This is a genomic window from Streptomyces sp. NPDC058525 (assembly GCF_042719495.1).
In the GTDB taxonomy this organism is placed as follows: domain Bacteria; phylum Actinomycetota; class Actinomycetes; order Streptomycetales; family Streptomycetaceae; genus Streptomyces.
This window is the reverse complement of the sequence record NZ_JBHXNP010000121.1, coordinates 1-26,179: the sequence shown is the minus strand read 5'-3', so window position 1 is coordinate 26,179 and position 26,179 is coordinate 1. Positions and strand designations below refer to the sequence as shown.

The 26,179-nt window shown below is 75.3% G+C and carries 18 protein-coding genes; 14 read left to right on the top strand and 4 right to left on the bottom strand.

All coding sequences use genetic code 11. The annotated features are described in order from the left end of the window. Positions 1–104: 104 nt before the first annotated feature. From ACFWP3_RS36645 to ACFWP3_RS36595, 11 genes are all read left to right on the top strand, one after another. A complete protein-coding gene (locus tag ACFWP3_RS36645; protein ID WP_384230016.1) occupies positions 105–1,019 on the top strand; it encodes a cobalamin-binding protein in 915 nt (304 codons plus the stop codon). A gap of 420 nt (positions 1,020–1,439) precedes the next feature. Then, the gene (locus ACFWP3_RS36640) at positions 1,440–3,164 is read left to right on the top strand and encodes a BTAD domain-containing putative transcriptional regulator (RefSeq protein WP_384230014.1); all 1,725 of its coding nucleotides are present in this window, start codon (positions 1,440–1,442) and stop codon (positions 3,162–3,164) included. Between the two features lie 153 nt (positions 3,165–3,317). Further along, positions 3,318–5,639 (top strand): TOMM precursor leader peptide-binding protein, encoded by a 2,322-nt coding sequence (locus ACFWP3_RS36635; RefSeq protein ID WP_384230011.1) that lies wholly within the window; start codon positions 3,318–3,320, stop codon positions 5,637–5,639. Beyond that, entirely contained in the window at positions 5,629–7,581 is a 1,953-nt protein-coding gene (locus tag ACFWP3_RS36630) for a TOMM precursor leader peptide-binding protein (protein ID WP_384230009.1), read from the top strand. Before ACFWP3_RS36635 ends, ACFWP3_RS36630 begins: the two co-directional genes overlap by 11 nt. A gap of 41 nt (positions 7,582–7,622) precedes the next feature. Further along, entirely contained in the window at positions 7,623–9,257 is a 1,635-nt protein-coding gene (locus ACFWP3_RS36625; protein WP_384230006.1) for a SagB family peptide dehydrogenase, read from the top strand. Positions 9,258–9,270: 13 nt separating this feature from the next. Further along, entirely contained in the window at positions 9,271–12,066 is a 2,796-nt protein-coding gene (locus tag ACFWP3_RS36620) for a lantibiotic dehydratase (RefSeq protein ID WP_384230004.1), read from the top strand. Continuing rightward, on the top strand, positions 12,054–13,136 hold the full coding sequence (locus ACFWP3_RS36615; RefSeq protein WP_384230001.1) for a lantibiotic dehydratase C-terminal domain-containing protein: 1,083 nt from the start codon (positions 12,054–12,056) through the stop codon (positions 13,134–13,136). The genes ACFWP3_RS36620 and ACFWP3_RS36615 overlap by 13 nt, the downstream gene beginning before the upstream one ends. Beyond that, positions 13,133–14,254 carry a peptidase M50 gene (locus tag ACFWP3_RS36610; RefSeq protein WP_384229998.1) on the top strand — a complete coding sequence of 374 codons (1,122 nt, stop codon included), beginning with the start codon at positions 13,133–13,135 and terminating at the stop codon, positions 14,252–14,254. The genes ACFWP3_RS36615 and ACFWP3_RS36610 overlap by 4 nt, the downstream gene beginning before the upstream one ends. An 83-nt stretch (positions 14,255–14,337) precedes the next feature. After that, positions 14,338–15,306, top strand: a complete 969-nt coding sequence (locus ACFWP3_RS36605) for an ABC transporter ATP-binding protein (protein ID WP_384229996.1) — start codon at positions 14,338–14,340, stop codon at positions 15,304–15,306. Then, on the top strand, positions 15,303–16,058 hold the full coding sequence (locus tag ACFWP3_RS36600) for an ABC transporter permease (protein WP_384229993.1): 756 nt from the start codon (positions 15,303–15,305) through the stop codon (positions 16,056–16,058). Before ACFWP3_RS36605 ends, ACFWP3_RS36600 begins: the two co-directional genes overlap by 4 nt. After that, positions 16,055–17,992 (top strand): TOMM precursor leader peptide-binding protein, encoded by a 1,938-nt coding sequence (locus ACFWP3_RS36595; protein WP_384229991.1) that lies wholly within the window; start codon positions 16,055–16,057, stop codon positions 17,990–17,992. Before ACFWP3_RS36600 ends, ACFWP3_RS36595 begins: the two co-directional genes overlap by 4 nt. 79 nt (positions 17,993–18,071) lie before the next feature. Here ACFWP3_RS36595 and ACFWP3_RS36590 read toward each other — a convergent pair whose 3' ends face one another. Beyond that, entirely contained in the window at positions 18,072–18,245 is a 174-nt protein-coding gene (locus ACFWP3_RS36590) for a thiazolylpeptide-type bacteriocin (protein ID WP_007268044.1), read from the bottom strand. A gap of 162 nt (positions 18,246–18,407) precedes the next feature. Between ACFWP3_RS36590 and ACFWP3_RS36585 the strand changes: the two genes are divergently transcribed. Then, a complete protein-coding gene (locus ACFWP3_RS36585) occupies positions 18,408–19,667 on the top strand; it encodes an amidohydrolase (protein ID WP_384229987.1) in 1,260 nt (419 codons plus the stop codon). 206 nt (positions 19,668–19,873) lie between these two features. Here the strand turns inward: ACFWP3_RS36585 and ACFWP3_RS36580 are convergent, their stop codons facing one another. Then, positions 19,874–20,083 carry a hypothetical protein gene (locus ACFWP3_RS36580; protein ID WP_384229985.1) on the bottom strand — a complete coding sequence of 70 codons (210 nt, stop codon included), beginning with the start codon at positions 20,081–20,083 and terminating at the stop codon, positions 19,874–19,876. 77 nt (positions 20,084–20,160) lie between these two features. Next, entirely contained in the window at positions 20,161–20,616 is a 456-nt protein-coding gene (locus tag ACFWP3_RS36575; RefSeq protein ID WP_384229983.1) for a carboxymuconolactone decarboxylase family protein, read from the bottom strand. A 195-nt stretch (positions 20,617–20,811) separates the two neighbouring features. Between ACFWP3_RS36575 and ACFWP3_RS36570 the strand changes: the two genes are divergently transcribed. Further along, positions 20,812–23,250 (top strand): tetratricopeptide repeat protein, encoded by a 2,439-nt coding sequence (locus ACFWP3_RS36570; RefSeq protein ID WP_384229980.1) that lies wholly within the window; start codon positions 20,812–20,814, stop codon positions 23,248–23,250. Between the two features lie 17 nt (positions 23,251–23,267). On the opposite strand, the gene ACFWP3_RS36565 is transcribed toward ACFWP3_RS36570, so the two are convergent. Beyond that, on the bottom strand, positions 23,268–24,929 hold the full coding sequence (locus tag ACFWP3_RS36565) for an FAD-binding oxidoreductase (protein ID WP_384229978.1): 1,662 nt from the start codon (positions 24,927–24,929) through the stop codon (positions 23,268–23,270). A gap of 62 nt (positions 24,930–24,991) precedes the next feature. Between ACFWP3_RS36565 and ACFWP3_RS36560 the strand changes: the two genes are divergently transcribed. Then, complete coding sequence (locus ACFWP3_RS36560) at positions 24,992–25,642, top strand: TetR/AcrR family transcriptional regulator (RefSeq protein ID WP_384229977.1); 651 nt, start codon at positions 24,992–24,994, stop codon at positions 25,640–25,642. Positions 25,643–26,179: the final 537 nt, after the last annotated feature.

Genomic DNA, 26,179 nt, shown 5'->3' with positions numbered 1-26,179 from the left:
CAAGTACGTCCAGTACTCGGGCGCCCCTCCGCCTTGCGATGCACGGCGCCAGACGACGCGGGCTTAACCGGCAAGATCCGAAAGAGACGACCTAGAGTCGGCCCATGCGCATCGTCTCCCTGCTCCCGGCGGCCACGGACATCGTGGCGGACCTCGGGCTCGCCGCCGACCTGGTCGGACGTACCCATGAGTGCGACTGGCCGCCGGAGGCGGTCGCCTCCGTTCCCGTCGTCACGAGGGCGGAGTTCGCCGCGGAGGAGCTGAGCAGCAGGGAGATCTCCGAGGCCGTGGGCGGGGCCGCGCACTCGGGCTCCTCGCTCTACACCCTGGACACCGGGGCGCTCGCCGCGCTCGAACCGGAGGTCGTGCTCACCCAGGACCTGTGCGACGTCTGCGCGGTGTCCTACGAGGGGGTCTCGCGTGCGGTGCGCGTACTGGACGCCGGACCCCGCGTGCTGAGCCTGGAGCCGCGCACCCTCGGCGACGTACTGGACTGCCTGGTCACCGTGGGGGAGCTGCTGGGCGTACGGGAGCGGGCCGAGCGGCGGCGGGAGGAGCTGGCCGCCCGGCTCGCGCAAGTGCGGCGGCTGACGGCGGGCCGTGCCCGGCCCCGCGTGGTGGCCGTCGAGTGGCTCGACCCGCTGTGGCCCGCCGGGCACTGGGTGCCCGAGCAGATCGCCTGCGCGGGGGGCGAGGCGCTGCTCGCCGCGCCGGGCGAGCACACCAGGCCGATGGAGTGGGACGAGGTCCGGGCCGCCCGCCCCGACGTGGTCCTGCTGCTGCCCTGCGGCTTCCCGCCCGCGCGGACCGTGCGCGAGCTCGGCCTGCTGACGTCCCTCCCGGGCTGGGGCGAGCTGCCCGCCGTCCGGGCCGGGGAGGTCTGGGTCCTGGACGGCCCCGCCTACTTCAACCGCCCCGGACCGCGCGTCGTGCGCGGCGCCGAAGTGCTCGCCCACGTCCTGCACGGCGTCCGGGCGGGCGAGCCGGTGGGCGAGGGTGAGGCCCGTCGGCTGGAGTGAGCCTCCGGGCGGTCCTCCCGGGGGCGAGGATCGGCCATATCAGTGGCGGAATATATGCCTTAATTGGATCACTACATCGTGCTTGGATGGCGCGGCGCCGTAATTCGTTTACAGGTGAACGGTTTTGACGGACCGGCGGTAACTCCTCGAAGCGTCCAGGTTACGGAGAAGCGAGAAAAAGCCGACGGGCGGTAAATCGGTCATCCTCTGGCTCGACTTCCACAAGATCCGTTATGTAGTGTTCCAGTTATTCACCGCCCAACGGGGGGCGGAACGGCAATGCGGGCTTGGTCCGGACTATTTCCGGCGTGTGACGGGCCCTGCGGAACCGGCAGACCATCGCCCCCGCCACGCTCCCTACAGGGGGAATGGGTGTCCCGACACGGGGGATCAGTCATCCGGTTCCAGCTTCTGGGGCCCTTGAGCATTGCGCACGGCCCTGAAACCGTCGTTCTCAAACCGTCCAAGCCGACCAGTCTCCTCGCCGCACTTCTGCTGCATCCCGGCACCGTGGTGTCCACCGCCTACCTGCTGCGCGCCGTATGGGACGAAGAACCGCCCGCCACGGCCCGCGCCGCACTGCAGACGTGCGTCCTGCGGCTGCGCCGGCTATTCGCGAAGTACGGCATATCCGCGACCACCATCGAGGCCGTTCCCGGCGGATACCGGATGCACAACGACACCGAGACCCTCGACCTCGTACTGTTCCGGACGCTCACGGCCCAGGCCGGGACGGCGGCCGGACCGGGCGAGGAGCTCTACCGGCTCCGGGAGGCGCTGTCGCTCTGGCAGGGGCAGCCCCTCGCCAACGTCGCCTCGCGCATGCTCCACCAGGACGCGGTGCCCGCCCTCGAACAGGAGCGGCTGCGCGTGCTGGAACGGGTCTGCGACCTCGAACTGGCCGCCGGGAACTGCCATCAGGTCCTGGTCGACCTGTACGAGAGCGCCCGCCGGCACCCGGTGCGCGAACGCTTCACCGAGCAGCTCATCGAGGCGCTCTACCGCACCGGACGGCAGGCCGAGGCCCTCGCCGAATACCGCACCGTACGCGACCGGCTGCGCGACGAGCTGGGCATCGACCCGGGCCCGGGACTGCGCCGGCTGGAACTGGCCATCCTGCGCGCCGAGGACCTGACCCCCGCCCCGCCCGAACCCGCGCCGCGGGCGCTGACCGCGCGGGCCGCGACCGCCGTCGAGGCCCCCGCACTGCCCGCCGCCCCGGCCCGGCCGGCCCGCGCGGTACTGCCCGTTCCCGCCTTCGCCGGGCGCGAGGGCGACCGCAGGGCCATGGCCGCACGGCTGACCGCCGCCGACGGACCGCGCCTGGTCGTCGTCTCGGGGGCGCCGGGCATCGGGAAGTCGGCGCTGGCCCGCCAGACCGCCCACGAGGTGCAGGACTCCTTCCCCGGCGGGGTGTTCACCCTCCAACTGGCCGGGCCCGACGGGACCGCGGTCGGCGTCGAGGAGGCGGCCGGGCTGCTGCCGGAGCCCGGCGCGGGTCGGCGGCTGATCGTCCTGGACGGCGCGGCCGGCGCCTGGCAGGTGCTGCCGCTGCTGCCCGCGGCGGAGGGCGCCTCCGTCCTCGTCACCAGCAGGCGCGGCCTGGCCGCCGTCGTCGCCACGCACGGCGGCGCCGTGCACCGGCTCGACGTACTGCGGTCCGCCGAGGCGTACGCGCTGCTCGCCGGGCTCGTGGGCACCGAGCGGATTGCGGCCGAGCCCGCCGCCGCCCGGGAACTGGCCTCCGTGTGCGGGCACTTCCCGCTCGCCCTGCGGATCGCCGCGGGACGGCTGCTGACCCGCCCCGGTCTGTCGGTCGCGGACTGCGCGGCCTGGCTCGCGGAGGATCCCCCCGCGCGCCTCGCCCTCGCGGAGGAGGCCCGGCTCTCGGTGCCCGACGTACTGGGGCAGGCGCTCGACGCGCTGCCCGAGGAGCTGCGGGCGGCGTTCCTGCGGCTGGGCGCGCACGCAGCGGACGAGGACCTGTCGGCGCAGGAGAGCGAGTCGATCCTTGAACAGCTCGTGGAATCGGGGCTGTTGGAGGACGGGCCGCCCGGTCCTTACCGGCTCCACGACTTCCTCCGCATCTACGCGCGTTGGCACGTCCGGACGCACGCGACGGCCGCCGTGGCCGCACCGCACTGACCCGCCCGCCCCCGCCCCACCCGCCTCACCAGCCCCCTCACACCTCCCTCCCTCGCCTCACTCGCCTCTCCCTCCCCTCACTCACCTCTCCCTCCCCTCCCCGCTCCAGGCTTCCTCCCCGATCCCGCCCAGACCGCACCCAGGGGTGTTCCCATGGCTCACGCCAGCTACCAAGCCGTTGCCGCGACCCGTCCCCGGATCCGCAGGGACGTGCTGTTCACCGAGACGCCGGACGGCGTGCTGTTCCACAACGCGGACGGCGGCTTCCGCCTCACGGCCAAGTCCGCGTACCGGTTCGCCACGGTGATCGTCCCCCACCTCACCGGCGAGCACACGGTCGCCGACCTGTGCCAGGGCCTCGGCGAAGCACAGCGGACGATGGTCGGCGAACTCGTCCGGACCCTGTACGAACGGGACTTCGCCCGGCCCGTCACCACCCCCGCCGGGCCCGCCGGGGAGCAGCCCGCGCCGGCCCCGGACGTGGCCCGCCGCTACGCCCCGCAGATCGCCTACGCCGACCACTACTCCGACGACGCCGAGGCGCGGTTCCTGCGCTTCCGGGAGACCCGGGTGGCCGTGCTCGGCGAGGACGACGTGGCCCGCTGGTGCGCGTCGAGCCTCATACGCAACGGCTGCGCGGTCATCGGCGTGACCTCCGGCACCGGCACCGGCACCGCCCCCGCCGCCGGTACCGGCACCCCGGAGCTCGACGCGGAGGCCGCGGAAGCCGTCGCCGACGGCTGCCCGGTCGACCTGCGCGTCCTGCCGCCTGCCGCCGGCCGCGAGCCCTCCTGGTCCGAACTGGCCGACTACGACCTCGTGGTCGTCACCGGCGGCCGCGGCGCCCCCGCCCGGCTGCTGCCGCTGCTGCGCGCCGGCATCCCGGACGGCCGCACCCTGCTGCCCGCCTGGACCTACGGCGCCGACGCCGTGATCGGCCCGCTGATGACGCACGGCACTCCCGGCTGCTGGGCCTGCGCCGCGCTCCGCCTCGGTGCGGCGGCCGGCCGGGACACCGCGCCCGCGGCCGAGCTGTGGAGCGCGCTCGCGCTGCCCGGCAGCCCTCAGGCGGCCGGCGCCGAGCCCGGGCGGCCGCTGGCCGCGATGATCGGCAACCTCCTGGGGTACGAGGTCTTCCGCGCGGCCTCGGGGGCCCTGCCCGCCGAGACCGCGGGCCAGGTGATCGTGCAGGACATGGCCTCTCTGGACGTCACCGCGGAGCCGCTGCTCGCGCACCCGCGGTGCCCGTTCTGCGCCCCGGGCGAGGTGGAGGCGCGGGAGCAGGTGGCGCCCGTGGACCTCGCCGCGGCGGGCACGTCCGGAGCGCCCGCGCTGCCCACCCTGGAGACCGCGCGCGAAGCGGACGCCCTCGTGGAGGAGCTGAACCGGCGCTCCGCACTCGTCCGTCCGTACACCGGTGTCTTCACGCGCTACGCGGACGAGCCGCTCACCCAGATCCCCCTCAAGCTGAGCGTGGTCGAGCTCGGCACCGGCCACCCGGGCCCCCGGGCGATCGCGGCCTTCGACGTCCACCACGTCGCCGGGGCGCGGATGCGGGCGCTGGACGCCGCGGCCCTCGTCTACGCCGAGCACGTGGTCCCCGTACGGGGCGTGGCCGGCCGGGGCGCGGAGGCGGTCGCGGAGGGTTCGCTGACCGTCGCCTCCGGTCTGCCGGGGGCGGCCGCCGCCTGGCAGCAGGCCGTCTCGCTCGTGACGAAGGAGCCCGCGCTGGTGCCCGCGGGTGCGGTCCGCCCCTTCGGTCCGCACAACGCCGACCTGCTCTTCGAGCGCACCCGCGCCGGCTCCGGCGCCGGACCCTCGCCCGCCGACGCGGCCGCCGCGGGCCTGCTGTCCGCCCTGGCCCACGACGCCCTGCTGCGCACGGTGCGCGGGACCCCGGCCGCGCCCGTACCGCTGACGGACGGGGCGGCGGAGGCGGACGGGACGGACAGGGCGGACGGGGCGGACGGGACGGACGGGACGGGCGACGCCGAACTCGTCTTCCTCGTACGGTCGGCGGAGCGCCTCGGGCTCGCCGTCGAGCTGCTCGACCTCGGCGAGGGCGCGCGGTCCGGAGTGCAGGTGCTGCTGGCCCGGGCGGGGGAGCGCTGGGCCGTGGGCGCCGATCTGGACCGGCGGACGGCGACGGCGGCCGCCCTGCGCGACCTGCTGGGCGCCGCGCAGTACGAGCAGGACGCCGCCGCTACCGGCGGACCGGCCGACACCGGCGATCCCCTGCTGCCGGACCTCGACGCCCGCACGCTCACCGCGTCCGCGGATGCCGCACCCGCCCCGTCCGGGCCCGCGGACGCGGGCCCGGACGCCGTCGGCTGGTCCGAGGTGCTGGAGCGGCTGCGGGCGGCGGGCCGTGACGCGTACCTCGTCCCGACCGGGTCCGCGGACCTGGCCTCGGCCGGACTGCACACCGCCAGAGTGCTGCTCACCACCGCCCAGGAGCCGGGCGATGACCACTGACACCCTTCCGCTGACGGCCGGTCCCGAGCTCGCCGCCGCGCTCGGGCCGGACCCGGCGGCCCGTTTCACGGCACTGCTGGACCGCGCCCTCGGAGTGCTCGGCGGTCCCCGGGTGACGCTGTCGGTCCTCGGGTTCGCGGACGCCTTCACCCGCCCCGCTCCCGAGGCCGGCGACGGCTCGGCCGTGCCCGTGCACCTGTACGGCCACCAGGCGGTCGTGGGGCCGCCCGGCGGCTGCGCCCGGTGTCTGGAACGCCGGTGGCAGGCGGTGCGGTCGGTCGCGCTGCGCGACGCCCTGGAACTGGGCGGCGGCACACGGGCCGCGGGCGACTGGCCGTACGCGCACGCCTTCGCCGCCGAGGCGCTGGCAGCCCTGATCACGGCCGCCCAGGAGCCCCGGCCCGGCGTCCCGGTGCCCGGCGGCGGCTTCCCCGAGGTCCGGCTGCTGGACCTGCGGTCGGGCTCCGTTCGCCGGTATCCGCTGGTCCCCGACCCCGAGTGCCCGGTGTGCGGCGCCCCGGGCCGGGACACCGCCGAGGGAGCCGAACCGGAGCTCGCGCCCGCGCCCAAGTACCGGCCCGGGGTCTTCCGCACCCGCCCGGTCGAGTCGTACGCGATCGACGTGGCGGCCTTCGCGAACCCGCTGTGCGGGGCGCTGGGTCCCTCCCTGGTCCAGGACGTCTCCTCCACCTCCACCTCCGCCACCATCGGCTGCTTCTCGATGCGTTCGGGCGAGTACCTGCGCGAAACGTTCTGGGGCGGCCACACGGACTCCTTCGCGCGCAGTGCGCGGGTGGGGGTGCTGGAGGGGCTGGAGCGCTACGCGGGGATGCGGGCGCGGGCGCGGACCACGAGTGTCACCGGTTCGCTGAAACAGTTCGGCGCCGACGCCGTCGACCCGCGCGAGGTCGGCCTGTACAGCGAGGCCTTCCACCGGGAGAACCCGCGCGTGCGCCCCTTCGACCCGGACCGGGAGATCGCCTGGGTGTGGGGCTGGTCGCTGCGCGACCGGGCGCCCCGCCTGGTCCCCGAGATCCTGACGTACTATCACGCGCCGGGCCTCGAGAACCGGTTCGTGCAGGAGAGCTCCAACGGGTGTGCCTCGGGCGGGAGTCAGGTCGAGGCCGTGTACTTCGGGCTGATGGAGGTCGTCGAACGCGACGCCTTCCTGCTCACCTGGTACGGGCGCCAGCCGCTGCCCGAGATCGACCCGGCGAGCAGCGCCCGGCCGTCGACCCGCGCGATGGTCGACCGGCTGGCGATGTACGGCTACCGGGCCCGGTTCTTCGACACCCGCATCACCTTCCCGATCCCCGTCGTGACGGCGGTGGCCGAGCGCTTCGACGGCGGCCCGGGCCGGATGTGCTTCGGCGCGGGAGCCGGCCTCGACCCGGAGTCGGCCCTGGACTCGGCGCTCTGCGAGATCGCCACGGACGCCGTCAACCTGCCCGGGCGCACCGAGCGCGACGAGTCCCGTCTGCGGGCCATGGCAGCCGACTTCGGCCTGGTCACGGCGCTGCACGACCATCCGCTCGTGTACGGGATCCCGGAGATGGGCCGGCACGCGGACTTCCTGCTGCGCGGCCCCGGCCCCGGCCACGGCCGCCAACGCCCGCGCACCGTGGCCGAACTGCGCTGGCCCGACGAGCGGGGCGAGACCGCGTCCGAGGACGTGCGCACCGATCTGGAGCGGTGCGTGGCGGCGGTGACGGAGCAGGGCTTCGACGTCGTGGTCGTCGACCAGACGATGCCCGAGCAGCGGGCCCTGGGCCTGCACACCGTCAGCGTGCTCGTCCCCGGGCTGCTCCCCATCGACTTCGGCTGGACCCGGCAACGGGCCCTCGGCATGCCCCGCATGCGGACGGCCCTGCACGCCGCCGGGCTGCGCGAGCGCGAGCTGGAGCCCGGCGACCTGAACCCGGCCCCCCACCCCTTCCCCTGACCCCGCCGCCACCGGCGTCCCACCCGAACGCAGGAGGACCCATGGGCTACGCCCATGTCTACGCCCACGAGATCATGCACCGCGGCCGGGTGCCGATGGAGCCCGTCGACTTCGTGCCCGACTGGGCCGACCGGCCCCGCAAGGCGAAGTTCCACCCGGCCGCCGAGACCCTCCCGCTGCCGACGGCTCCGCCGGCCGGGCTGCCGGGGCAGCCCGCGCCGGGATTCACCCTGCCGCTGCTGTCCGGGATGCTCCTGGACTCGTACGGGCTGACCGGACGGCGCCTCGCGGTCCAGGCCAACACCGACCTGGCCGCGCTGCCGCACTACACGCACGCGAACTGGTCGCGGGGCACCGCGTCGGGCGGCGGGCTCTACCCGGTCGCCGTCCACTGGGCGGCCGGGCCGGGCGGGCCCCTGACACCCGGGCTCTACCACTACGCGCCGCACCAGCACGGACTGCGGCGCCTGCTCACGGGAGACGTCACCGGGCAGGTCCGCGAGGCCCTCGGCGCCGCGGCGGGCGAGGCGGGGCAGGCCGCCCAGTACCTCGTCCTCAGCGTCAAGTACTGGCAGAACGCGTTCAAGTACAACAGCTTCTCCTTCCACGCCGTGAGCATGGACGTGGGCGCACTGGTGCAGACCTGGCGCCTGTGGGCGGCGCAGTACGGGCTGCGGATCGACCCGGTGCTGTGGTTCGACGAGGACCGGCTGGCCCGGCTGCTGGGCGTGGCCCCCGAGGAGGAGGGCGTCTTCGCGGTCGTGCCGCTGAGCTGGGAGGGCGCGCCGGCCCCCGGGGAGGGCGCCACCGCGCACACCGCCACCGCACACACCGCCACCGCGCACACCGCAGCCCCTGGCACCGCCGCCCCGCACACCACCGCCCCTGAGGCCGCCGCCGTCCGGCACCGGGACGTCGAACGCTCGCGCCGGGTCCTCGTCTTCGAGACGCTGCTGCGCATCCACGAGGCCACCGCGGGCCGGGCCGCCGACCGCCCGGCACCCGGCGCGCTGGACACCGCCGCCGCGTTCCCGCCGCGCGGCGCCGATCCGCTGCCGCTCCCGGCGCCGCCCCCGCCGCCCGCCGCGGCCGGGCGGGCCCTGCGCGAACGCCGCAGCAGCTTCGGCCGGTTCGACGCCTCCCGCCCGGTCACGGCCGGGGAGCTCGCCGCCGCGCTCGCCGACTGCGCGGCCACCGGCTACGGCACGGAGGCCGAGCGCCCGGGCGGACCGCCGCTCACCGCGCTGTACGCCTTCGTCAACCACGTCGAGGGCGTCGCCCCCGGCGCGTACGCCTACGATCCGGCCGCGCACACCCTGCGCCTGGTGCGACCGGGCCCGCCCGGCCCCTTCCTCCAGCGCAACTACTTCCTCTCCAACTACAACCTGGAGCAGGCCGGCGCGGTGCTCGTCCCGACCGTCCGCACCACCGCGGTGCTGGACGCCGTGGGCGACCGCGGCTACCGCCTCGTCGGCGGCACCATCGGCGCCGTCGCGCAGACCTTCTACACCACGGCCGCGGCCTTCGGACTGGGCGCCGGCGTGGCGCTCGGCTTCGACAACATCTCGTACGCCGAGGAGCTGGGGCTGACCGGGACCGACGAGGCACCTCTGCTGATCATGCTGCTGGGCCGGGAGCGCCCGCGGCCGGCCGACTTCCGCCACGAAACAGCCTGAAGGGAGCGGGACGATGAACACCACCGAGTGGCACGCGGGAGACCGCTTCATGCTGCGGGTCGCGGGACTCCCGCTGTCCGCGGTCGACGATCTGCGCGCCGCCGACACCGGCCGCTGGGCCCGGGACGTCCTCACCGCCGAGGCCGGACTGCGCGAGGGCGCCGAGCGACTGGGCGACGTGCTCCACGCGGCCGTCGGCGCCACCGACCCCGCCCCGGACGGCCCGGGCGCGGCCCAGCGCCGCGCACTGCTGCGGCTGCGCCGCCAGATCCACAACGGCCGGCTGCCGGGCCGGCCGGACGCATCGACGGAGACGGCCGTCGAGGCCGTCGCCGCCGTCGACGAGGGCGCCGCCGAGCAGCTGGCCGGCTGGCTGCACCGGCGCCGGCTGCTGGACAAACTGCTGGCCGAGGGCCCGGCGCTGCTCACCGCGGACCTGGCCCGCAACCGGGCCGCCCTGCGGGAACTGGTCGCCGACGACCGGCTGCGGCTCGGCCTGCTGCTGGCCTCGCCGGTCCTCGAAGGACAGCTCGACGGCTACGCGCGCACCGGGGGCGTACCGAACGGGCGGGCCCGCAAGGCGGAGCGGTCGGTGCTGTCGTACGTGTACCGCACGGCCTGCAAGACGAGCCCGTTCAGCACCTTCACCGGCGTCGCGACGGGCCGCTTCACCGACGACACCGACCACGCCGACCGCACCGACGGCGCCGACCGCGCCGACGGTGGAGCGCCCGGCGGGATCCGCGTGGCCGACGCCTGGAGCAGCCACGTACGGCTCAACGTCGTGGTCCTGGCCCGGCTCGCGGAGCTGATCCTGGCCGACCCCGTGCGCCGCCGGGACCTGCCGCTGCGCCTCGCCTCGGGCTGGGGCCACGAGGAGGACCGGATCCGCTACGTGCGCCGCTCGGTCACCGCGGGCGACGACGCGGCCGCCGTCACCTTCGACGCGGTCAAGGACCGGCTGTTCTTCCTGCGCCGCAGCGGCACCCTCGACCGCATCCTCGCCCTGTTCGCCGAGCGGCCCGAGCTGCGCCACCGCGAGCTCGCCGACTGGCTGGCCGCCGAGCACGCGGCCGAACCCGCCGACTGCGAGGCGTACATCTCGGCCCTCCTCCAGCTCGGCATGGTGCGCGTGCCCTGCCTGGACACCGAGGTGCACAGCACCGACCCGCTGCGCTCCTTCCAGCAGTCGCTGGCCCTGCTGGAGCGGCCCTGGGCCGACCGGCTCGCCGCCCTGCTCGACGCACCCGCCGCGGCCCTCGCCGGCTACCCGGAGGCGGGCCCCGCGGAACGCGCCGGGCTGCTGCGCGTGCTGCGCACCGGACTGCACCGGGCCCAGGAGGAGCTCGGCGCACCGGACGCGGCCCTGCCGCAGACCCTGCTGTACGAGGACGTGAGCGTAGGCCGCGACCTGCCCTGCCCGCCGCGGGACTGGACGGCGCTGCGCTCGGTCGAGCGGATCCTGCCCGCCTTCGACCTCACGCTGACCCAGCGGATCACCTTCGAAGGGTTCTTCACCGCGCGGTACGGCGCCGGCGGCCGCTGCGAGGACCTGCTGGGGCTGGTGCACGACTTCCACGAGGATTTCTTCGACCAGTACCTGTCGTTCACCGCCCGGCGCAAACCCTTCGACGAGCGCGGCGAATACCTGCCGGAGGAGAACTGGCTGGGCCTGCCGGGCATCCGGGCCGTGGACGCGGCGCGCCGGGAGTTCATCGGGCGGATGCGGCAGGCCTGGACGGCGTACGAGGCCGCCGGCGCCCCGGACGCCGCTCCGGCCGTGCTGCGCCTCGACGAGCCCGACCTGGCCGCGGTCGCCGCCGAACTGGAGCCGGTCGCAGCGGAGTTCGCACCCCGCTGCCACCACCTCCAGCTCGCCCGCGATCCCGCCGACGGCCGCCCCCTGACCGTGCTGAACCGCTCGTACGGCGGGCTGTCCTTCCCCTTCAGCCGCTTCACGCACGTCTACGACGGGCCGGACGCCGCCCTCTCCGGGGAACTGCGGGCCACGGCGGGCCGGGTGAGCCCGCCGGGCGCGGTCTTCGCCGAGGTCACCGGCGGACCGGTCACCACCAACCTCAACCTGCACGGGCGGCTGACCGACTACGAGATCGTCTGCCCCGGCGAGAGCGGCACGCTCCCGCCGGACCGCAGGCTGCACCTGGACGACCTGTACGCCGAACACGTCCCCCGGACCGGCCGGGTCACCCTGCGCTCGCACCGGCTGGGCTGCGAGGTGATCCCCGTCTACCTCGGCTACCTGGTGCCGCTCGCGCTGCCCGCGATCCCGCGCACGCTCCTGCTGCTGTCCCCGTCGTCGATGTCGCCGCTCGACGTGTGGGCGGGCGTACCCGAGGGCGAGGAGCGCCAGCACGTCACCACACGGCCCCGGGTGGTCCACGGCGACGTGGTGCTCAGCCGCCGCAGCTGGACCACCACCGCGGGCCACCTGCCCGTCCAGGGGGCCCAGGAGGCCGGGCACTTCCTCGACTGGCAGCGCTGGCGGCGCACCCATGGCCTGCCGGAGCAGGTGTTCGCGACCGTGTCGGCGGGCCACTCGGCCGCCGGGGCCAAACCGCAGTACGTCGACTTCGCGAGCCTCCTCTCCCTCGCGGCGTTCGAGACGCTGCTGCGCGATCCCGCGCACCGGGTCGTCTTCCGCGAGATGCTCCCCGACCCCGCCGGCCTGCACGTGCGCTCGGCGCGCGGCGCGCACGTCGCCGAACTGGCCGTCGAGACCTTCACCACGACCGTCCGAGACCGGCACACCAAGACAGACCAGGAAGGCGGCACCCGATGTCCGAGCTGACCCCGTCCACCGGAGCACCGGACCGGACCCGCGGCGACTGGCAGGCCCTGCACGTCTTCTACGCCGCCAACCCGCAGCCCCTGCTGGTGCAGTGCGTCCGGCCGCTGATCGCCGGGCTCACCGCCGACGGGCTGCTCGCCGGGCACTTCTTCATCAACTACTGGCTGGAGGGCCCGCACGTGCGGCTGCGGCTGCGCCCGGCCACGCCCGAGGCCGGGCCCGAGGTGCGGCGCCGCGCCGAAGAGGCCGTCGCCGCGTTCCTCAAGGCCCGCCCGGCCCTGTACGAGGTCGATTCCGGATTCCTCAACGAGTTCTACAACACGCTCTTCGACATCGAGTTCCCCGAGGGCGACCGGGCCGCCTTCATGGGCCCCGACGGCCGGATGAACCTGCGGCCGAACAATTCGTATTCCCGGGAACCCTACGAGCCCGAATACGGAAAGTACGGCGGCCCCGCGGGCGTCGAACTCGCCGAATGGCATTTCGCCCGCTCCAGCGATCTGGTCATCGACGCCCTGCACCGCATGAACCTGCACCTGCGGACCGTACTGCTGGGCACCTCCGCCCAGCTGATGATGGTCATGTCGGGCGTCTTCCTGCCCGAGCGCGAGGAACTCGCCGGATATCTCGACCGGTACTACGACTTCTGGCACCGGGCCTTTCCCGGCACCGGGTTCATCGGATCCGAGGAGTACGACCGGACCTACGGGCAGACCGCACCGGGACTCGGCCGCCGCTTCGCCGCCGTACGCGAGGCGCTCGCCTCCGGGGAGACCGGCCGGCTCCCGGCCTTCCTCGCCGGGTGGGCCGAGCACTGCCGGGAGCTGCGCGAGCGCGCCGAGACGCTCGCCGCCGCCGGGGACCTGGTCTTCCGCTCCTGGGACGGCACCCGCGACGAGCAGGTCACGGATCCCGCCGAGGCCCTGCCCCTGCTGCTCTCCCCGTACATGCACATGACCAACAACCGGCTGCACGTCACCATCCGCGACGAGGCCTACCTGGCCCATCTGCTGGGCCGGGTACTGCGCGAGGGCGAGGTCCCGGCCGGGGGCGCGGCGGTCGGCCCGTGACCGGCTCCCCTCCCGCGCCGGGCCCCGCCGGGCTGCTCGGCCACCGGCCCGCCCTGCGGCCGGAGGTCCTGCTGTCCGCGCCGCTGCTCGACGGGCCGGCGACCGTCCACCTGGTCAAGGACCCGGTGTCCGGAGCGTCGTTCGAGATCGGGCCCAAGGAGTTCTTCCTCGTCTCCCGGCTCGACGGCTCCCGCAGCCTGGCGGACATCGGCACCGAGTACGCGCACGCCTTCGGGCGGCGGCTCGGCGAGGGTAACTGGCAGCAGCTGCTCGCCCTGCTCGGCAGCCGCCGGCTGCTCGCCGGCGGCCCGCCGCCGCCCGCGCCCGCGCCGCGCGGCCGGCCGCTGGACGGCACCCTGGCCCGCGGCACGCTGCGCCTGGTCGCGGACGCCGACGCCACCACGGCCCGGTTGCACCGCGCGCTGCGCCCGCTGCTGCACCCCGTGGTGCTCGGCGCCCTGCTGCTCGGCTGCCTGGCCATGGAGTCCGTGCTCGCCGCGTCCCTGCCCGAACTCGCCGCCGCCTTCGGATGGCTGCTGCTCCAACCGGCGCCGCTGATGGCGGTCGCCACGCTGATGTGGCTGAGCACGGCCCTGCACGAGTTCGCGCACGGCATCGCGGCCCGCCATGTCGGCGGCACGGTCGGGGAGATCGGGCTGCGGTGGCGGCTGCCCGTCGCCATCATGTACTGCACCGTCGACAACTACCGCTTCCTGCAACGGCGTCGGCACCAGCTCGCGGTCGCCGCCGCAGGCGCCTTCGCCAACCTGCTGTTCCTGCTGCCGTTCTTCGGCTGGTGGGCCGCGCTGCCCGAAGGCGACCCCACCCGGCGGGTCCTCGCCGCGCTCCTGCTCCTCGGCAGCGCGCAGGCCCTCGTCAACCTGCTCCCGCTGCCCCCGCTGGACGGCTACACGATGCTCGGCCACGGCCTGCGCGTGACACGGCTGGCGCCCGCCAGTTCGGGGTACCTGAGGCTGCGGATGCGCGACCGGAAGGCCGCCGCCGCGTACCCGCCGCGGGCCCGCCGGCTCTACCTCGGATACGGCGTCGGCTCCGCCGTACTCGTCCTGCTGCTGGCGGCCGGCCTCGCCGGAGCCGTCTGGTACGCCACCACCTGACCCCACGACCCGCACCACCCGCAGGACCGGCGAGACGACCGGTCCGAAGACAGGCACGACAGACACAGAGGGACGCACGACCCATGACAACTGACAGCACCCAGCCGCCCGACGCCCCGGCCATCTCCGTCCAGGACGTGCACAAACGCTACGGCGACCGCCGGGCGGTGGACGGGGTCTCCCTCGACGTGCAGCGCGGCGAGTTCTTCGGACTGCTCGGCCCCAACGGCGCCGGCAAGACCACCCTCATCGAGATCATGGAAGGCCTGCGGCAGGCCGACGGGGGCACCGTCCGCGTCCTCGGCCAGAGCCCCTGGCCGCGCAACACCGCCCTGCTGCCCCGGATGGGCGTGCAGACCCAGGCCTCGGCGTTCTTCGTACGGCAGAGCGCGCGCGAGCACCTCGTCACGGTCGCGGGCCTGTACCGCCGCGACCCGGCGGCCGCGGACCGCACGCTGGAGAGCGTCGGACTCACCGAGCAGCGCGACGTCCTGGTCGAGAACCTCTCCGGCGGCCAGCGCCAGCGCCTGGCCATCGCCTCCGCCCTCGTCCACAGCCCCGAGCTGATCTTCCTGGACGAGCCGACGGCCGCCCTCGACCCGCAGGCCCGCCGCGACCTGTGGGAGGTGCTGCGCGCCCTGAAGAGCGAAGGCCGCACGATCGTCTACACCACCCACCACCTCGACGAGGCCGAGGCCCTCTGCGACCGCGTCGCGATCCTCGTCGGCGGCAAGGTGGCGGCCCTGGACTCGCCGCACCGCCTCGTCACCGCCGCCGGCGCGCCCGCCCGGCTGCTGCTGCCGGAGGGCCGGCTCGGCGTCGATCAGGCCGCGGCACTGCCCGGCGTGGACCGGGCCACCCTCCAGGGCGGCTCGCTGGTGCTGGAGACCGCGGTGCCGGGCAAGGTGCTCCAGGCCGTGGACGCCCTCACCGGGCTGGACGGGGTGATGACCCGGACGGCCACGCTGGAGGACGTCTACCTCGAACTCACCGGCGCCGCACACCCCGGCCCCCAGGCCGGCCCCACCACGCAGACGGAGTACCAGGCATGAGCGCATACACGGCCCTGACCGCCGCCGGCTACCGGGCGCAGGTCCGGGACAAGGCCACCCTCTTCTTCACCTTCGCCTTCCCGCTGCTCTTCCTGATCGTCTTCGGCCTGATCTTCAGCGGGCAGGACGTGGAGGAGACTGGCCGCCCCTACATCTCGTACATCGCCCCCGGGGTGATGTCGTGGGGCGTCGCCAACGCGGCCGTCTTCGGCATCGCGTTCACGCTGATGCAGTGGCGGCGCGACGACCTGCTGCGGCTGATCCGGCTGACGCCGACCCCGCTGACGACCGTCCTCGCCTCCCGGTACGTCCTGGCCCTGGCCATCGGCGTGGTGCAGGCGGCCGTGTTCGTCGCGGTGGCGATGCTGCCCGGCTTCGGCCTGGTCCTGGACGGGCGCTGGCCGCTGGTACTGCCCGCCCTCGTGCTCGGCATCACCGCGTTCCTCGCCATCGGCGTGATCGTCGGCACCTACGCCAACACCCCCGAGGCCGTCGCCGCCATCGCGAACTGCCTCATGGTGCCCATGGCGTTCCTGTCCGGCTCGTTCCTCCCGCTGGACATGATGCCGTCGTGGCTCCAGTCCGTCTCCCGGGTGCTGCCCCTGCGCTACCTGAACGACGCCGCGACCGGCGCCCTGACCGGCAGCGGATCCCTCTCCGCCATCTGGACCGGCTGCGCGGCCCTGTTCGGCTTCGCCCTCCTCTTCGGCGCGATCGGCCTGAAGACCTTCCGTTGGAGCAACCGGACATGACCACGACCCCGCTGCGCCCCCTCGCCCCCGACGGGACGCCCCTGGAAGCCGCCCGGCGCGGCCTCGCCCGGGCACTGGAGCCGCTCGGCGCCACCGTGGTGACCCTGGGCGTGCACGACGCCCTCGGGCCGCGCTCCGCCGACCCGTTCGCGGCGGTCCGGCCCGGCGCGACCGTGCACCTCACCGCGCGGGAGGTGCTCATCGGCCCGTGGGGCGGCGACGGCACGGCGCCGGCCTGCGGCCAGTGCCTGGCCATGCGCCGCCAGCGGCTGCGCAGCCGCAGCGAGCGCGACGCGCTGGAGACCGGCAGCGGACCGGGCACGCCCACCGGACCCGAATGGCCGCGGCTGTCCCCGTACGCACACGACGCCGTGTACGCCCTGCACGAAGCCGTCCACGGCGGCCGGGTCACCGCACCGGCCGGACCGGAGGCCGACCGGGCCCTGCCCCAGGTGTCCCGGCTGGACCTGGAGACGCTGCGGATCCGCACCTACCCGCTGCTGGCCGACCCGCTCTGCCCGGACTGCGGCCCGCGGGGCACCGACACACCGCGCCCCTTCGCCCCCGAGTCCCGGCCCAAGCCCGACCCCGGCGCGCAGCGGCTGCGGGCCGCGTCCTCGTACCCGATGCCCTACACGGCGCTGGCCAACCCGGTGACCGGGGTGCTCGGCGGCGGCACCTGGCTCAACGTCACCTCGCCGACCACCGCCCCGGTCGCCGGCACCGTCTTCATGCGCGGGTACGCGGGACTGACGGACGTCACGTGGAGCGGACAGGCCAACAGCTTCGCCGCCAGCCGCGACCTCGCCCACCTCGAGGGACTGGAACGGTACGCCGGAACCCACAGCCGCACCGGCGACGCGCCGCTCACCGCCTCGTACACCGAGCTCGGCGAACGGGCCCTGGACCCGGCCGCGTGCGGCCTCTACGCCCCCGAGACCTACCGCGACGACCCCCTCGTCTCACCCTTCGACCCGGACCGGCCCATCCCGTGGGTGTACGGGCACTCGCTGCGCGACGACCGTCCCGTCCTGGTCCCCGCCCGGCTCGTGTACTACAGCGCCGGGCTCGCCGCCGACAACTTCGTCTTCGAGTGCTCCAACGGCTGCGCCATCGGCAGCTGCCTCGAGGAGGCACTGCTCGGCGCGCTCCTCGAACTCGTCGAGCGCGACGCGTTCCTGATCGCCTGGTACGCCGGACTGCCGCTGACCGAGATCGACCTGTCGACGGTGCCGGGCACGGCGGTGCGCACCATGGCCGATCGGGCGGCGCTCCAGGGGTACGACGTGCACGCCTTCGACAACCGCATCGACCTGGCGGTACCGGTGGTGACCGGGCTCGCGGTGCGGCGGGACGGCGGCCCGGGACTGTTCTCCTTCGGCGCCGGAGCCGCGCTCGATCCGGCGCGGGCGGTGGAGGCGGCGCTGTCGGAAGTGCTCACCTACATACCGCACCTGCCCCGCCAGGTCGAGGAACGACGGGACGAACTGGAGGCGATGGCAGCGGACTTCGGCCTCGTACGGCACCTGAAGGACCACGCCCAGCTGTACGGGCTGCCGGCGATGGCCGAGCACGTACGGCCCTACCGCGAACCGACGGCCGTGCGCGCGATGGACGACGTCTACCGGTCCTGGACGGAGCACGGGCGCCCGCGCACCGGCGACCTGCGGGACGATCTGCGCTGCTGCGTCGACGAGTTGGTGACGGCCGGGCACGATGTGATCGTCGTCGACCAGACCACCCCGGAGCAGCGCCGGATCGGACTGCGCACGGTCTGCGCCGTGGTGCCGGGCCTGCTGCCGATCGACTTCGGCTGGTCCCGGCAGCGCGCCCCCCACCTGCCCCGGCTGCGGACCGCGCCGCGCCGGGCGGGGCTGCGCGAGGCCGACCTCACCGCCGACGGCATCCGCATGGTCCCGCACCCGTTCCCGTAGGAGCCGCACCGCACACGCCGGATGCCCCGGCCCTCGCACGGGCGAGGGCCGGGGCACCGGTGTGCGCGCTCTGAACGGGTCAGGCGGAGCAGGAGGTGGTGCTGGTGGTGGAAGAACAGGTCGAGGTGGAGCTGCAGCTCGTGGAACCGGCGAGCACGACCTCGCTGGCGTCCGAGTAGTCGGAGATCTCGAAGGTCTCCGACTCGAGCTCCAGGATCTCGTCCGCGAGCGAGGCGAGAGGCGACTTCTCCATGATGACTCCTTCTGGGCGGGGCCGGCACCGGGCTGTCGGCGCCTGCACCCATCAGAACCGGTCGCGCCGTCACCCGACCCCCCGAGCCGCTGACACTCCACTGACACGAGGTGACAGCGCCCTGCCGTTCCCGCTCCCGCCGCGGGGGCGGATCATGGCGGCATGACCGCTCACGCACCCGCGGCGCTCGCCCGACTGGACGCGCACCTGCGCGACCTGACCACCTTCTACCTGGAACTGCACCGGGATCCCGAGCTGTCGGGAGCGGAACGGCGCACGGCCGACCGCTTCGCCGCACGGCTGGAATCGGCGGGGTACGCGACCACGCACGGCATCGGCGGACACGGAGTGGCCGGGGTGCTGCGCAACGGCGACGGGCCCACGGTCCTGCTGCGGGCCGAACTCGACGCGCTGCCCGTGCGGGAGACCAGCGGGCTGCCGTACGCGGCCGACGGCGAGGCGGCGCACGCCTGCGGCCACGATCTGCACCTGGCCGCGGCGGCGGGCACCGCCGCACTGCTGGCCGGGGCGCCGGAGGCCTGGCGCGGCACCCTCGTGGTGGCCGGACAGCCCGCCGAGGAGACCCTCGAAGGGGCCCGGGCCATGCTGGCCGACGGCCTCTACCGGCGGTGCGGCCGCCCCGACGACGTACTGGCCCAGCACGCCGCCCCGCTGCCCGCCGGGATGGTCGCGCACGGGTACGGGCCCATGACGGCCGGCAGCGTCACCTTCCGGGTGGTGGTGCACGGCCGCGGCGGGCACGCCGGCGCCCCGCACCTCGCCGTGGACCCGGTGGTGGCCGCCGCCCACGTGGTGACCCGGCTCCAGACGGTCGTGGCGCGGGAAGCCGCCCCGGCGGAGCAGGTGGCGGTGACGGTCGGCTCGTTCCGGGCCGGAGACCGGGCGAACGTCATCCCGGACCGCGCCGAACTGGCCCTCACCGTACGGGCGGTCAGCGAAGCCTCGCTGGCCCGGGCGGCCGCGGCCGTGGAGCGGATCGTGCGCGCCGAGTGCGCCGCGGCGGCCTGCCCCCGGGAGCCGGAGATCGACCGGCTGTCCGCCTCGCCCGTCACCCACCCCGACCCGGGGCTGACCGCGGCGGTACGGGAGGCGCACGCGGCCGAGTTCGGCGCCGAGCGGGTGGCGATGTGGCCGCCCTCGCTCGCCACGGAGGACTTCGCCCTGTTCGGCGACGCGGGCCTGGAGGTGCACGGCGAGCGGGGCATCCGGCTCGGCTACTGGATGCTGGGCACGGCCGGCCCGGCCGCCTGGTCCCGGGCGCCCGGCACGACGGCGGCCGAGAAGCTGGCCGCGCTGCCCGCCAACCACGCCCCCGACTTCGCCCCCGACGTCCGCACCGCCCTGCCCGCGGGCGTCCGCGCCCTGACCACGGCGGCGCTGGCCCGGCTCGGCTCCCCGTGACGGCGGCGGCGGGGGAGCGGGCCGGGCCCGGTGCGCCCGGCCGGGCCGGTCAGTCCGGTCAGGCCGAGTCCTTCAGGCTCTGGGCGGCCCGTGGAGGTAGTCCCACACCCGGATCGTCATACGCGTTCCGTCCGTTCTGTCCGTACGGTGCCCCGGCCGGGACCGTCCGGGGCTCGGGGGCTGTGCGGGGCGGCGCCGCGGCCGTCTCAGGCGATCCCGTACCAGAGCTTGGGCGCGAGGCCCGGTGCGCCGGCCTTGACGATCGCGTGCAGCCGCTCGGCCATGGTCCGGTCGGAGTCGGTCATCTCGGCGATCTTCGCGAGTACGGCGGCCTCCTCCTCGGCCTCGTCCGTGAACCCCTGCGAGGTCCGGGCGGTCGCGGCGGTGCGCTGGGCGGGCTTCCGGGTGTCGTTCATGGTGGATCTCCTCCTGGGCATTGCGAGTTGGAGTGACCGGCCGTGTCGGCCGTGTCAGCCGTGCCGGCCGGGGCAGGTCACCCCCACGCGCCGGCGATCTGACGGGTCGTGGCGTTGAGCCGGTTGAACAGGTTGGTGACGCCGATCATCAGGACGATCGCGGCCAGCTGCTTCTCGTCGAAGTAGGTGGCGGCCGTGTCCCAGACCTCGTCGCTCACCGCGTCGGGACGGTCGGCCAGCCGCGTCGCCGCCTCGGCCAGCGTGAGGGCCGCCCGCTCCTCGTCGGTGAAGTACGGGGCCTCGCGCCAGGCGGCGACCGTGGCCAGCCGCTCGTCGCTGACTCCGGCCGCGCGGGCCGTCTTGGCGCCGCCGTCGACGCAGGCGCTGCACCCGTTGATCTGGCTGACCCGCAGGTGCACGAGCTCCAGCGTCTGCCCGTCCACGCCGCCGGAGTGCACGGCCTTGAAGAGCGCCTGGATGGGCTGCATCGCGTCGGACAGGACGACGGCGGGGTTCTGCATACGAGAACGCATCGGTTCTTCTCTCTTCCGGAGCGGTGCCCCGTTCTCCCGGGGCGTGACTCCATGACAGCCGCCACGGCCTCCCGTGACGACGGCGATGGGACGCCCTGGGACAGCCGAACCAGCCTTGACCAGCGCCGACTTGGCCCTGAATACTCCTCGCGGAGCGGGACACGGACGCCGGGGAGACGCGGGGGAGCGGTGCGGATGGAACAGCGGACGGCCAAGGACGACCCGCAGGACGAGCTCGCCGCACGGCTGCGCCTGATCCAGGAGCTGTCCGGGCTCGGCGTACGGGCCCTCGCACGCGACGCCGGACTCAGCTCCTCCTCGCTGTCGCGGTACCTCAGCGGCCAGACCGTGCCGCCCTGGCCCGCAGTGGTCTCCCTCTGCCGCCTCGTCAAGCGCGACCCCCGCCCGCTGCGCCCCCTGTGGGAACGGTCCTCGAACCCGCTGCCCGCGCCCCCCAAGGCCGGCCGCCAGGTCCACCCGAGGCCCCGCAACGACCTGCCGCGCGACGCACCCGACTTCACCGGGCGCGAGGCCGGGCTCGCCGCCGTGCTCGCCGCGGTGGACAGCCACCGGGCGGTCGCCGTCGACGGCATGGCGGGCGTCGGCAAGACCTGCCTGGCGGTGCACGCCGCGCACCGGCTCGCCGGCGACTACCCGGACGCCCAGCTCTACGTGGACCTGCACGGCTTCACCGAGGGCCGGGAACCGCTCGACCCCGACTCCGCGCTGCGGATGCTCCTCGGTGCGCTCGGCGTGCCGTCCGAGCGGGTCCCGCAGGAGGGCGTCGAGCAGCTGGCCGCCTGCTGGCGGGCGGAGCTGGCCGGGCGACGGGCCGTCGTGGTCCTCGACAACGCGGCCGACGCCGGCCAGGTCCGCCCGCTGCTGCCCGGTGCGGGCCCCTCCGTCGTGCTGATCACGAGCCGCAACCGGCTGCTGGGCCTGGACGAGGTGCCGCCGGTGTCGCTGGACGTGCTCAGCCCGCGGGAGAGCGCGGACCTGCTGGCCCGGGCCAGCGGCGACTCCGGGGGCCCCGAGGGCCGGCTGGCCCGCGAACCGGAGTCGGCCGCTGAGGTGCTGCGGCTGTGCGGCCACCTGCCGCTGGCCCTGCGGCTGGCCGCGGCCCGGCTGCGGCACCGGCCGGGCTGGACCGTGGGCATCCTCGTGGAGCGGCTGGCGCAGGGCGCGAGCGAGTTCGACACCGCGTTCGCCATGTCCGTCAGACAGCTGGACCGGGCCCACGCCCGCCTCTTCCGCCTGCTGGGTCTGCTGCCCGGCGGGTCCTTCGACGAGTACCTCGCGGCGGCGCTGGCGGACGTCCCGCTGCACGGCGCCCGGGCGATGCTGGAGGACCTGGTCGACGCCCACCTCGTCCAGCAGCCGACGGCCGGCCGCTACCGGCTGCACGACCTGGTGCACCAGCACGCCCGCCGGGCCTGCGCGGAGCAGGACCCGCCCGCCGAACGGGAGCGGGCCCTGGGCCGCTTCCTCGACTACTACGTGCACGCGGCCGCCGCCGCGGACGCCGCGATGCCGGTCCTGTCACCCGGCCGGCCGCCCTCCGCGGGCCGGGTCCCGGCCGAGCTGCCGCCGTTCACGGACAAGAACGCGGCCTGCGCCTGGCTCGTCGCGGAGTACGAGTCGATGATCGCGGCCTTCGAGACGGCCGTCGCCGTAGGCGCCGATCTGCACGTGTGCGAGCTGCCGCGGTTCCTGCGCGGCTACTTCGCGCGGCGCTGCGGCACGACGCACCTCAACCACCTCTTCGAGCGTTCCCTGGCTGCCGCGGAGCGCCTGGGCGATCCGCGGCAACTGGCCGAGGCCTACAGCGACCTGGGCTTCGCCCGCTACAACGCGGGCCGGATGGCGGACGCAGCGGCCGCCTACGAGGCGGCCGGGCTGCGGGTGTCCGAGACGGGGGACCTGCGCGCCGAGGCCGAGCTGGCCATGCGCCGCGGGTACCTGCGGTGGGACGAGGGCGGTGCCGAGGAGCCGCTGGAACTCTTCGGCCGGGCCGGTGCGTTGTACGAGCAGGCGGACTGCCCCGCCGGAGCGGCCCACGCGGCCGCCTCGGAGGCCTGGGCGATGCTGCAGCTCGGCGACCGGGAGCGGGCCGCGCGCCGGGCCCGCGCGGTGCTGGAGATTCCGCACGCCGACCCCGCGTGGCCGCCGAAGCTGACCGCCCGGATCACCCTCGGCATGGCCATCGCGGGCGAGGCGCCCGAGGAGGCGGCGGAGCACCTGCACCGGGCGCTGGCGCTGGCCCGCGAGGACCGGCACATGAACAACGAGGCCTGGTGCCTCAACTGCCTGGGCGTCGCACTGCGGCAGATGGGCCGGTACGAGGAGGCGCTGGCGAGCCACCGCGCGGCGTTCGCGCTGCTGGACGAGCTGTTCGAGGAGCACTGGAAGATCCGCTTCCTCAACGGCTACGCCGAGACCTGCCGGCTCGCCGGCCTGCCCGGGGAAGCCCTGCGGCTGCACCGGCAGGCGCTGGAGCTGGCCCCGAGGCTGGGATACCGGAACGAGGAGGCCCTGGCCCACGAGGGCATCGCGGTCCTCCTCGACGAGACGGATCCGGCCGCGGCCTCCGAGCACCGCAGGGCCGCCCGGGCCGCCCGGGCCGTCCTGCGGTAACCCGCCCAGCCGACCGGTCAGTCCACGAGCACGCCGGGGTTGAGGATGCCCCGGGGGTCGAGGGCTCCCTTCGCGGCCCGCAGGGCGAGCGCGAAGGGCTCGGGGCGCTGGAGGTCGTAGCCCGGGCGGTGGTCGCGGCCGACGGCGTGGTGGTGGGTGATCGTGGCCCGGTGGCGGTGCAGGACCTCGCCCGCGACGGCCTTGAGGTCGTCCCAGAGCGCGACCTCGTCCCCGGCCCGCCCGGCGGCGAGCACGGTGAAATAGGGTGCCGCGCCATCCGGATACACGTGCGTCAGACGGCAGTTGACCATCCCCGGGTGCCCGGTGGCCTTGAGCGCCGCAGCGCCGACCTCGGTGCGCACCGCGTCGATCAGGCCGGGGATCCTGTCCCAGGTCGCCGCCGTTTCGAAGGTCTCCGCGACGGCGCCCATCCTGGCCAGGCCGTCCCGCAGGTACGGCATCCGCAGGAACGCCGAACGCCAGGCGCGCACGGCCGCGTCACCGCCGCCGGCCCCGGCGGCTCCGTCGCCCCCGCCGGCTCCCGAGCCGTCACCCCCGCCGGCCGGAGCCCCCGCCGGGCGGTCGGCCCCGTCGTACCGGCCGCCGTACGAGCGGGCCAGCCCGACGGCCCGTTCGAGCCGGGCGGTCACCGGCTCGTCCGCGGACTCGAAGCCCAGCACCAGCACGGCGCTGCCGTCCCGCGCCGCGCCGGACAGCGCGGCCTCACCGGCGTCCAGCAGACGGCAGTTGGCGGGGGCGAGGTCGGACTGCGCGATCGCGCGCACCGCCCGCAGCGCGTCGTGGAAACCGGTGAAGGCGACCGCGGCCGACGCCTTGTGGCGCGGGCGCTCCTGCAGCCGGACCCAGGCCTCGGTGATGACGCCGAGGGCCCCTTCGGAGCCCAGGAACAGGCGGTCGGGGGACGGGCCCGCCCCGGAGGCCGGCAGCCGCCAGGACGCGCTCGTACCGGCCGGGGTGACCACGCGCATCGACTGCACGAAGTCGTCGATGTGCGTGCGCCCGGTGGCGTAGTGGCCGCCGGCCCGCGTGGCGAGCCAGCCCCCGAGGGTGGAGAACTCGAAGCTCTGCGGGAAGTGCCGCAGGGTCAGGCCGTGGGGCCGCAGCTGGTCCTCCAGGCTCGGCCCCAGGGTGCCGGCCTGGATGCGCGCGGCCCGGCCCTCGGCGTCGACCTCCAGGACCCGGCCCATGGCGGTCAGGTCGAGGGACATCACCGCCCGGTGGGCGTCGCCGCGGTACTCCACGCCTCCGACGACCGAGGAGCCCCCGCCGTACGGGACCACGGCCACCTGCCGGTCCCCGGACCAGTCCAGCAGGTCGGCCACGCCCTGCTCGTCCACCGGCCGGGCGACGAGGTCGGGGATGCGGCCGGGGCGCCCGTGCAGCGCCCGTACGACGTCCCGGTACGCCTTCCCCATGGCGTGGGCGGCGCGGTCCGCGGGATCCGAGGTGACCAGGCGGGCGAGGCTCTCCGGGGGTTCGACGGCGGGACTCCCGATGCCCAGGTCGCGGACGCGGGGGACCGGGAGCGGGCGGCTGAGGGTGCCGGGGAGCAGGGCGCCCATCGCCGTGCACTCCGCGTCGTCGGGGTGCGCGTCCGCCCAGCCCCAGCCCCACCAGGAGCGGGTTCGGGTCGTCGGCTGCTCGGTGGTGCCGGCCATGGGTGCTCCAGGGGTCGAGGTAATTTACCTAGGGGTAAATTACCTACTGATAATATCGGCTCATGGCAACCCCACCGACCCCGCAGGCCTCCCCTTCGAAGGCCGGCACCAAGGGAGTCCCGCGGCACCGCCGCCGGCAGCAGATGCTGGAGGCCGCCACGGAGGAGTTCGGCGCCCACGGCTACGCGGCCGCCTCCCTGCCCGCCATCGCCGCGCGCGTCGGCGTCACCAAGACGCTGCTGCACCAGTACTTCGGGACCAAGGAGGAGCTGTACCTCGCCTGCCTGGTCCCCGTCGGGGACCGGCTCCTGGAGGGCATCCGCACGGCCATGGGCCCCGACGGCACCACGCCGCACACGCCGCTGCGCGTGCTCGACAGCATCTTCACCGCGCTGGAAGGGCGGCGGGAGGCGTGGTTCGTGCTGTACGACACCTCCCTGCCGCCCGGCGGCGAGGCCGCGCGCCGGGCCGCCGCCTACTGGACGGACATCGACAGGCTCGCCGCCGGCGGCACCGCCGAACTGCTGCGCGCGGCCGGATCCACCGACCCGCTCGACGCCGACGCGCTCAAGTACGTCTGGCGGGACCTGGTCGCCACCCTCGTCCGCTGGTGGGTCAAGCACCCGGAGCAGACCCCGGCGGCCATGACACGGCGCTGCGCCCGCCTCTTCGCGGCCGCCGCGACCCTCACCGGGGACGGCTCCACCGGATGACGGCTGCCGAACTGTGCTCCGCGCCGAACCGGGCCATGATGGCCGGAGGGCGGCGGTGCCTTCGTACGGCCGCCGCACCCGCGCAAGGCGGCACGTCCGATCCGGGAGGCGACTCGCACGCATGGACGAATCACGCAGTGCCTGGATCATGATCGGCGGGGTCGTCGCCGTCATCCTGCTGAACCTCCTGGCCATCGTCCTGATGAACACGCTCGGACGCTGACCGCCTGACGGCCCCGGGCCGTCCCTCCCGCCCGGCCTCCCGCGCCGCCTCCCGCGCGGCCTCCCGCCCGGCCTCCCGCCCGGCCTCCCGCCCGGCCTCCCGCCCGGCCTCCCGCGCCGCCTCCCGCGCCGCCTCCCGCGCCGCCTCCCGCGCCGCCGGGCCTCCTGCGCCGCCGGGCCGTCCCTCCCGCCGGGCCGTCCCTCCCGCCGGGCCTCCCGCGCCGCCGGGCCGTCCCTCATGCCGGGCCGTCCCTCCCGCCCGGCCTCCCGGGCCCCCCGGGCACCCCCCCCCCCCCGCCGCCCCCGCCCGGGCGC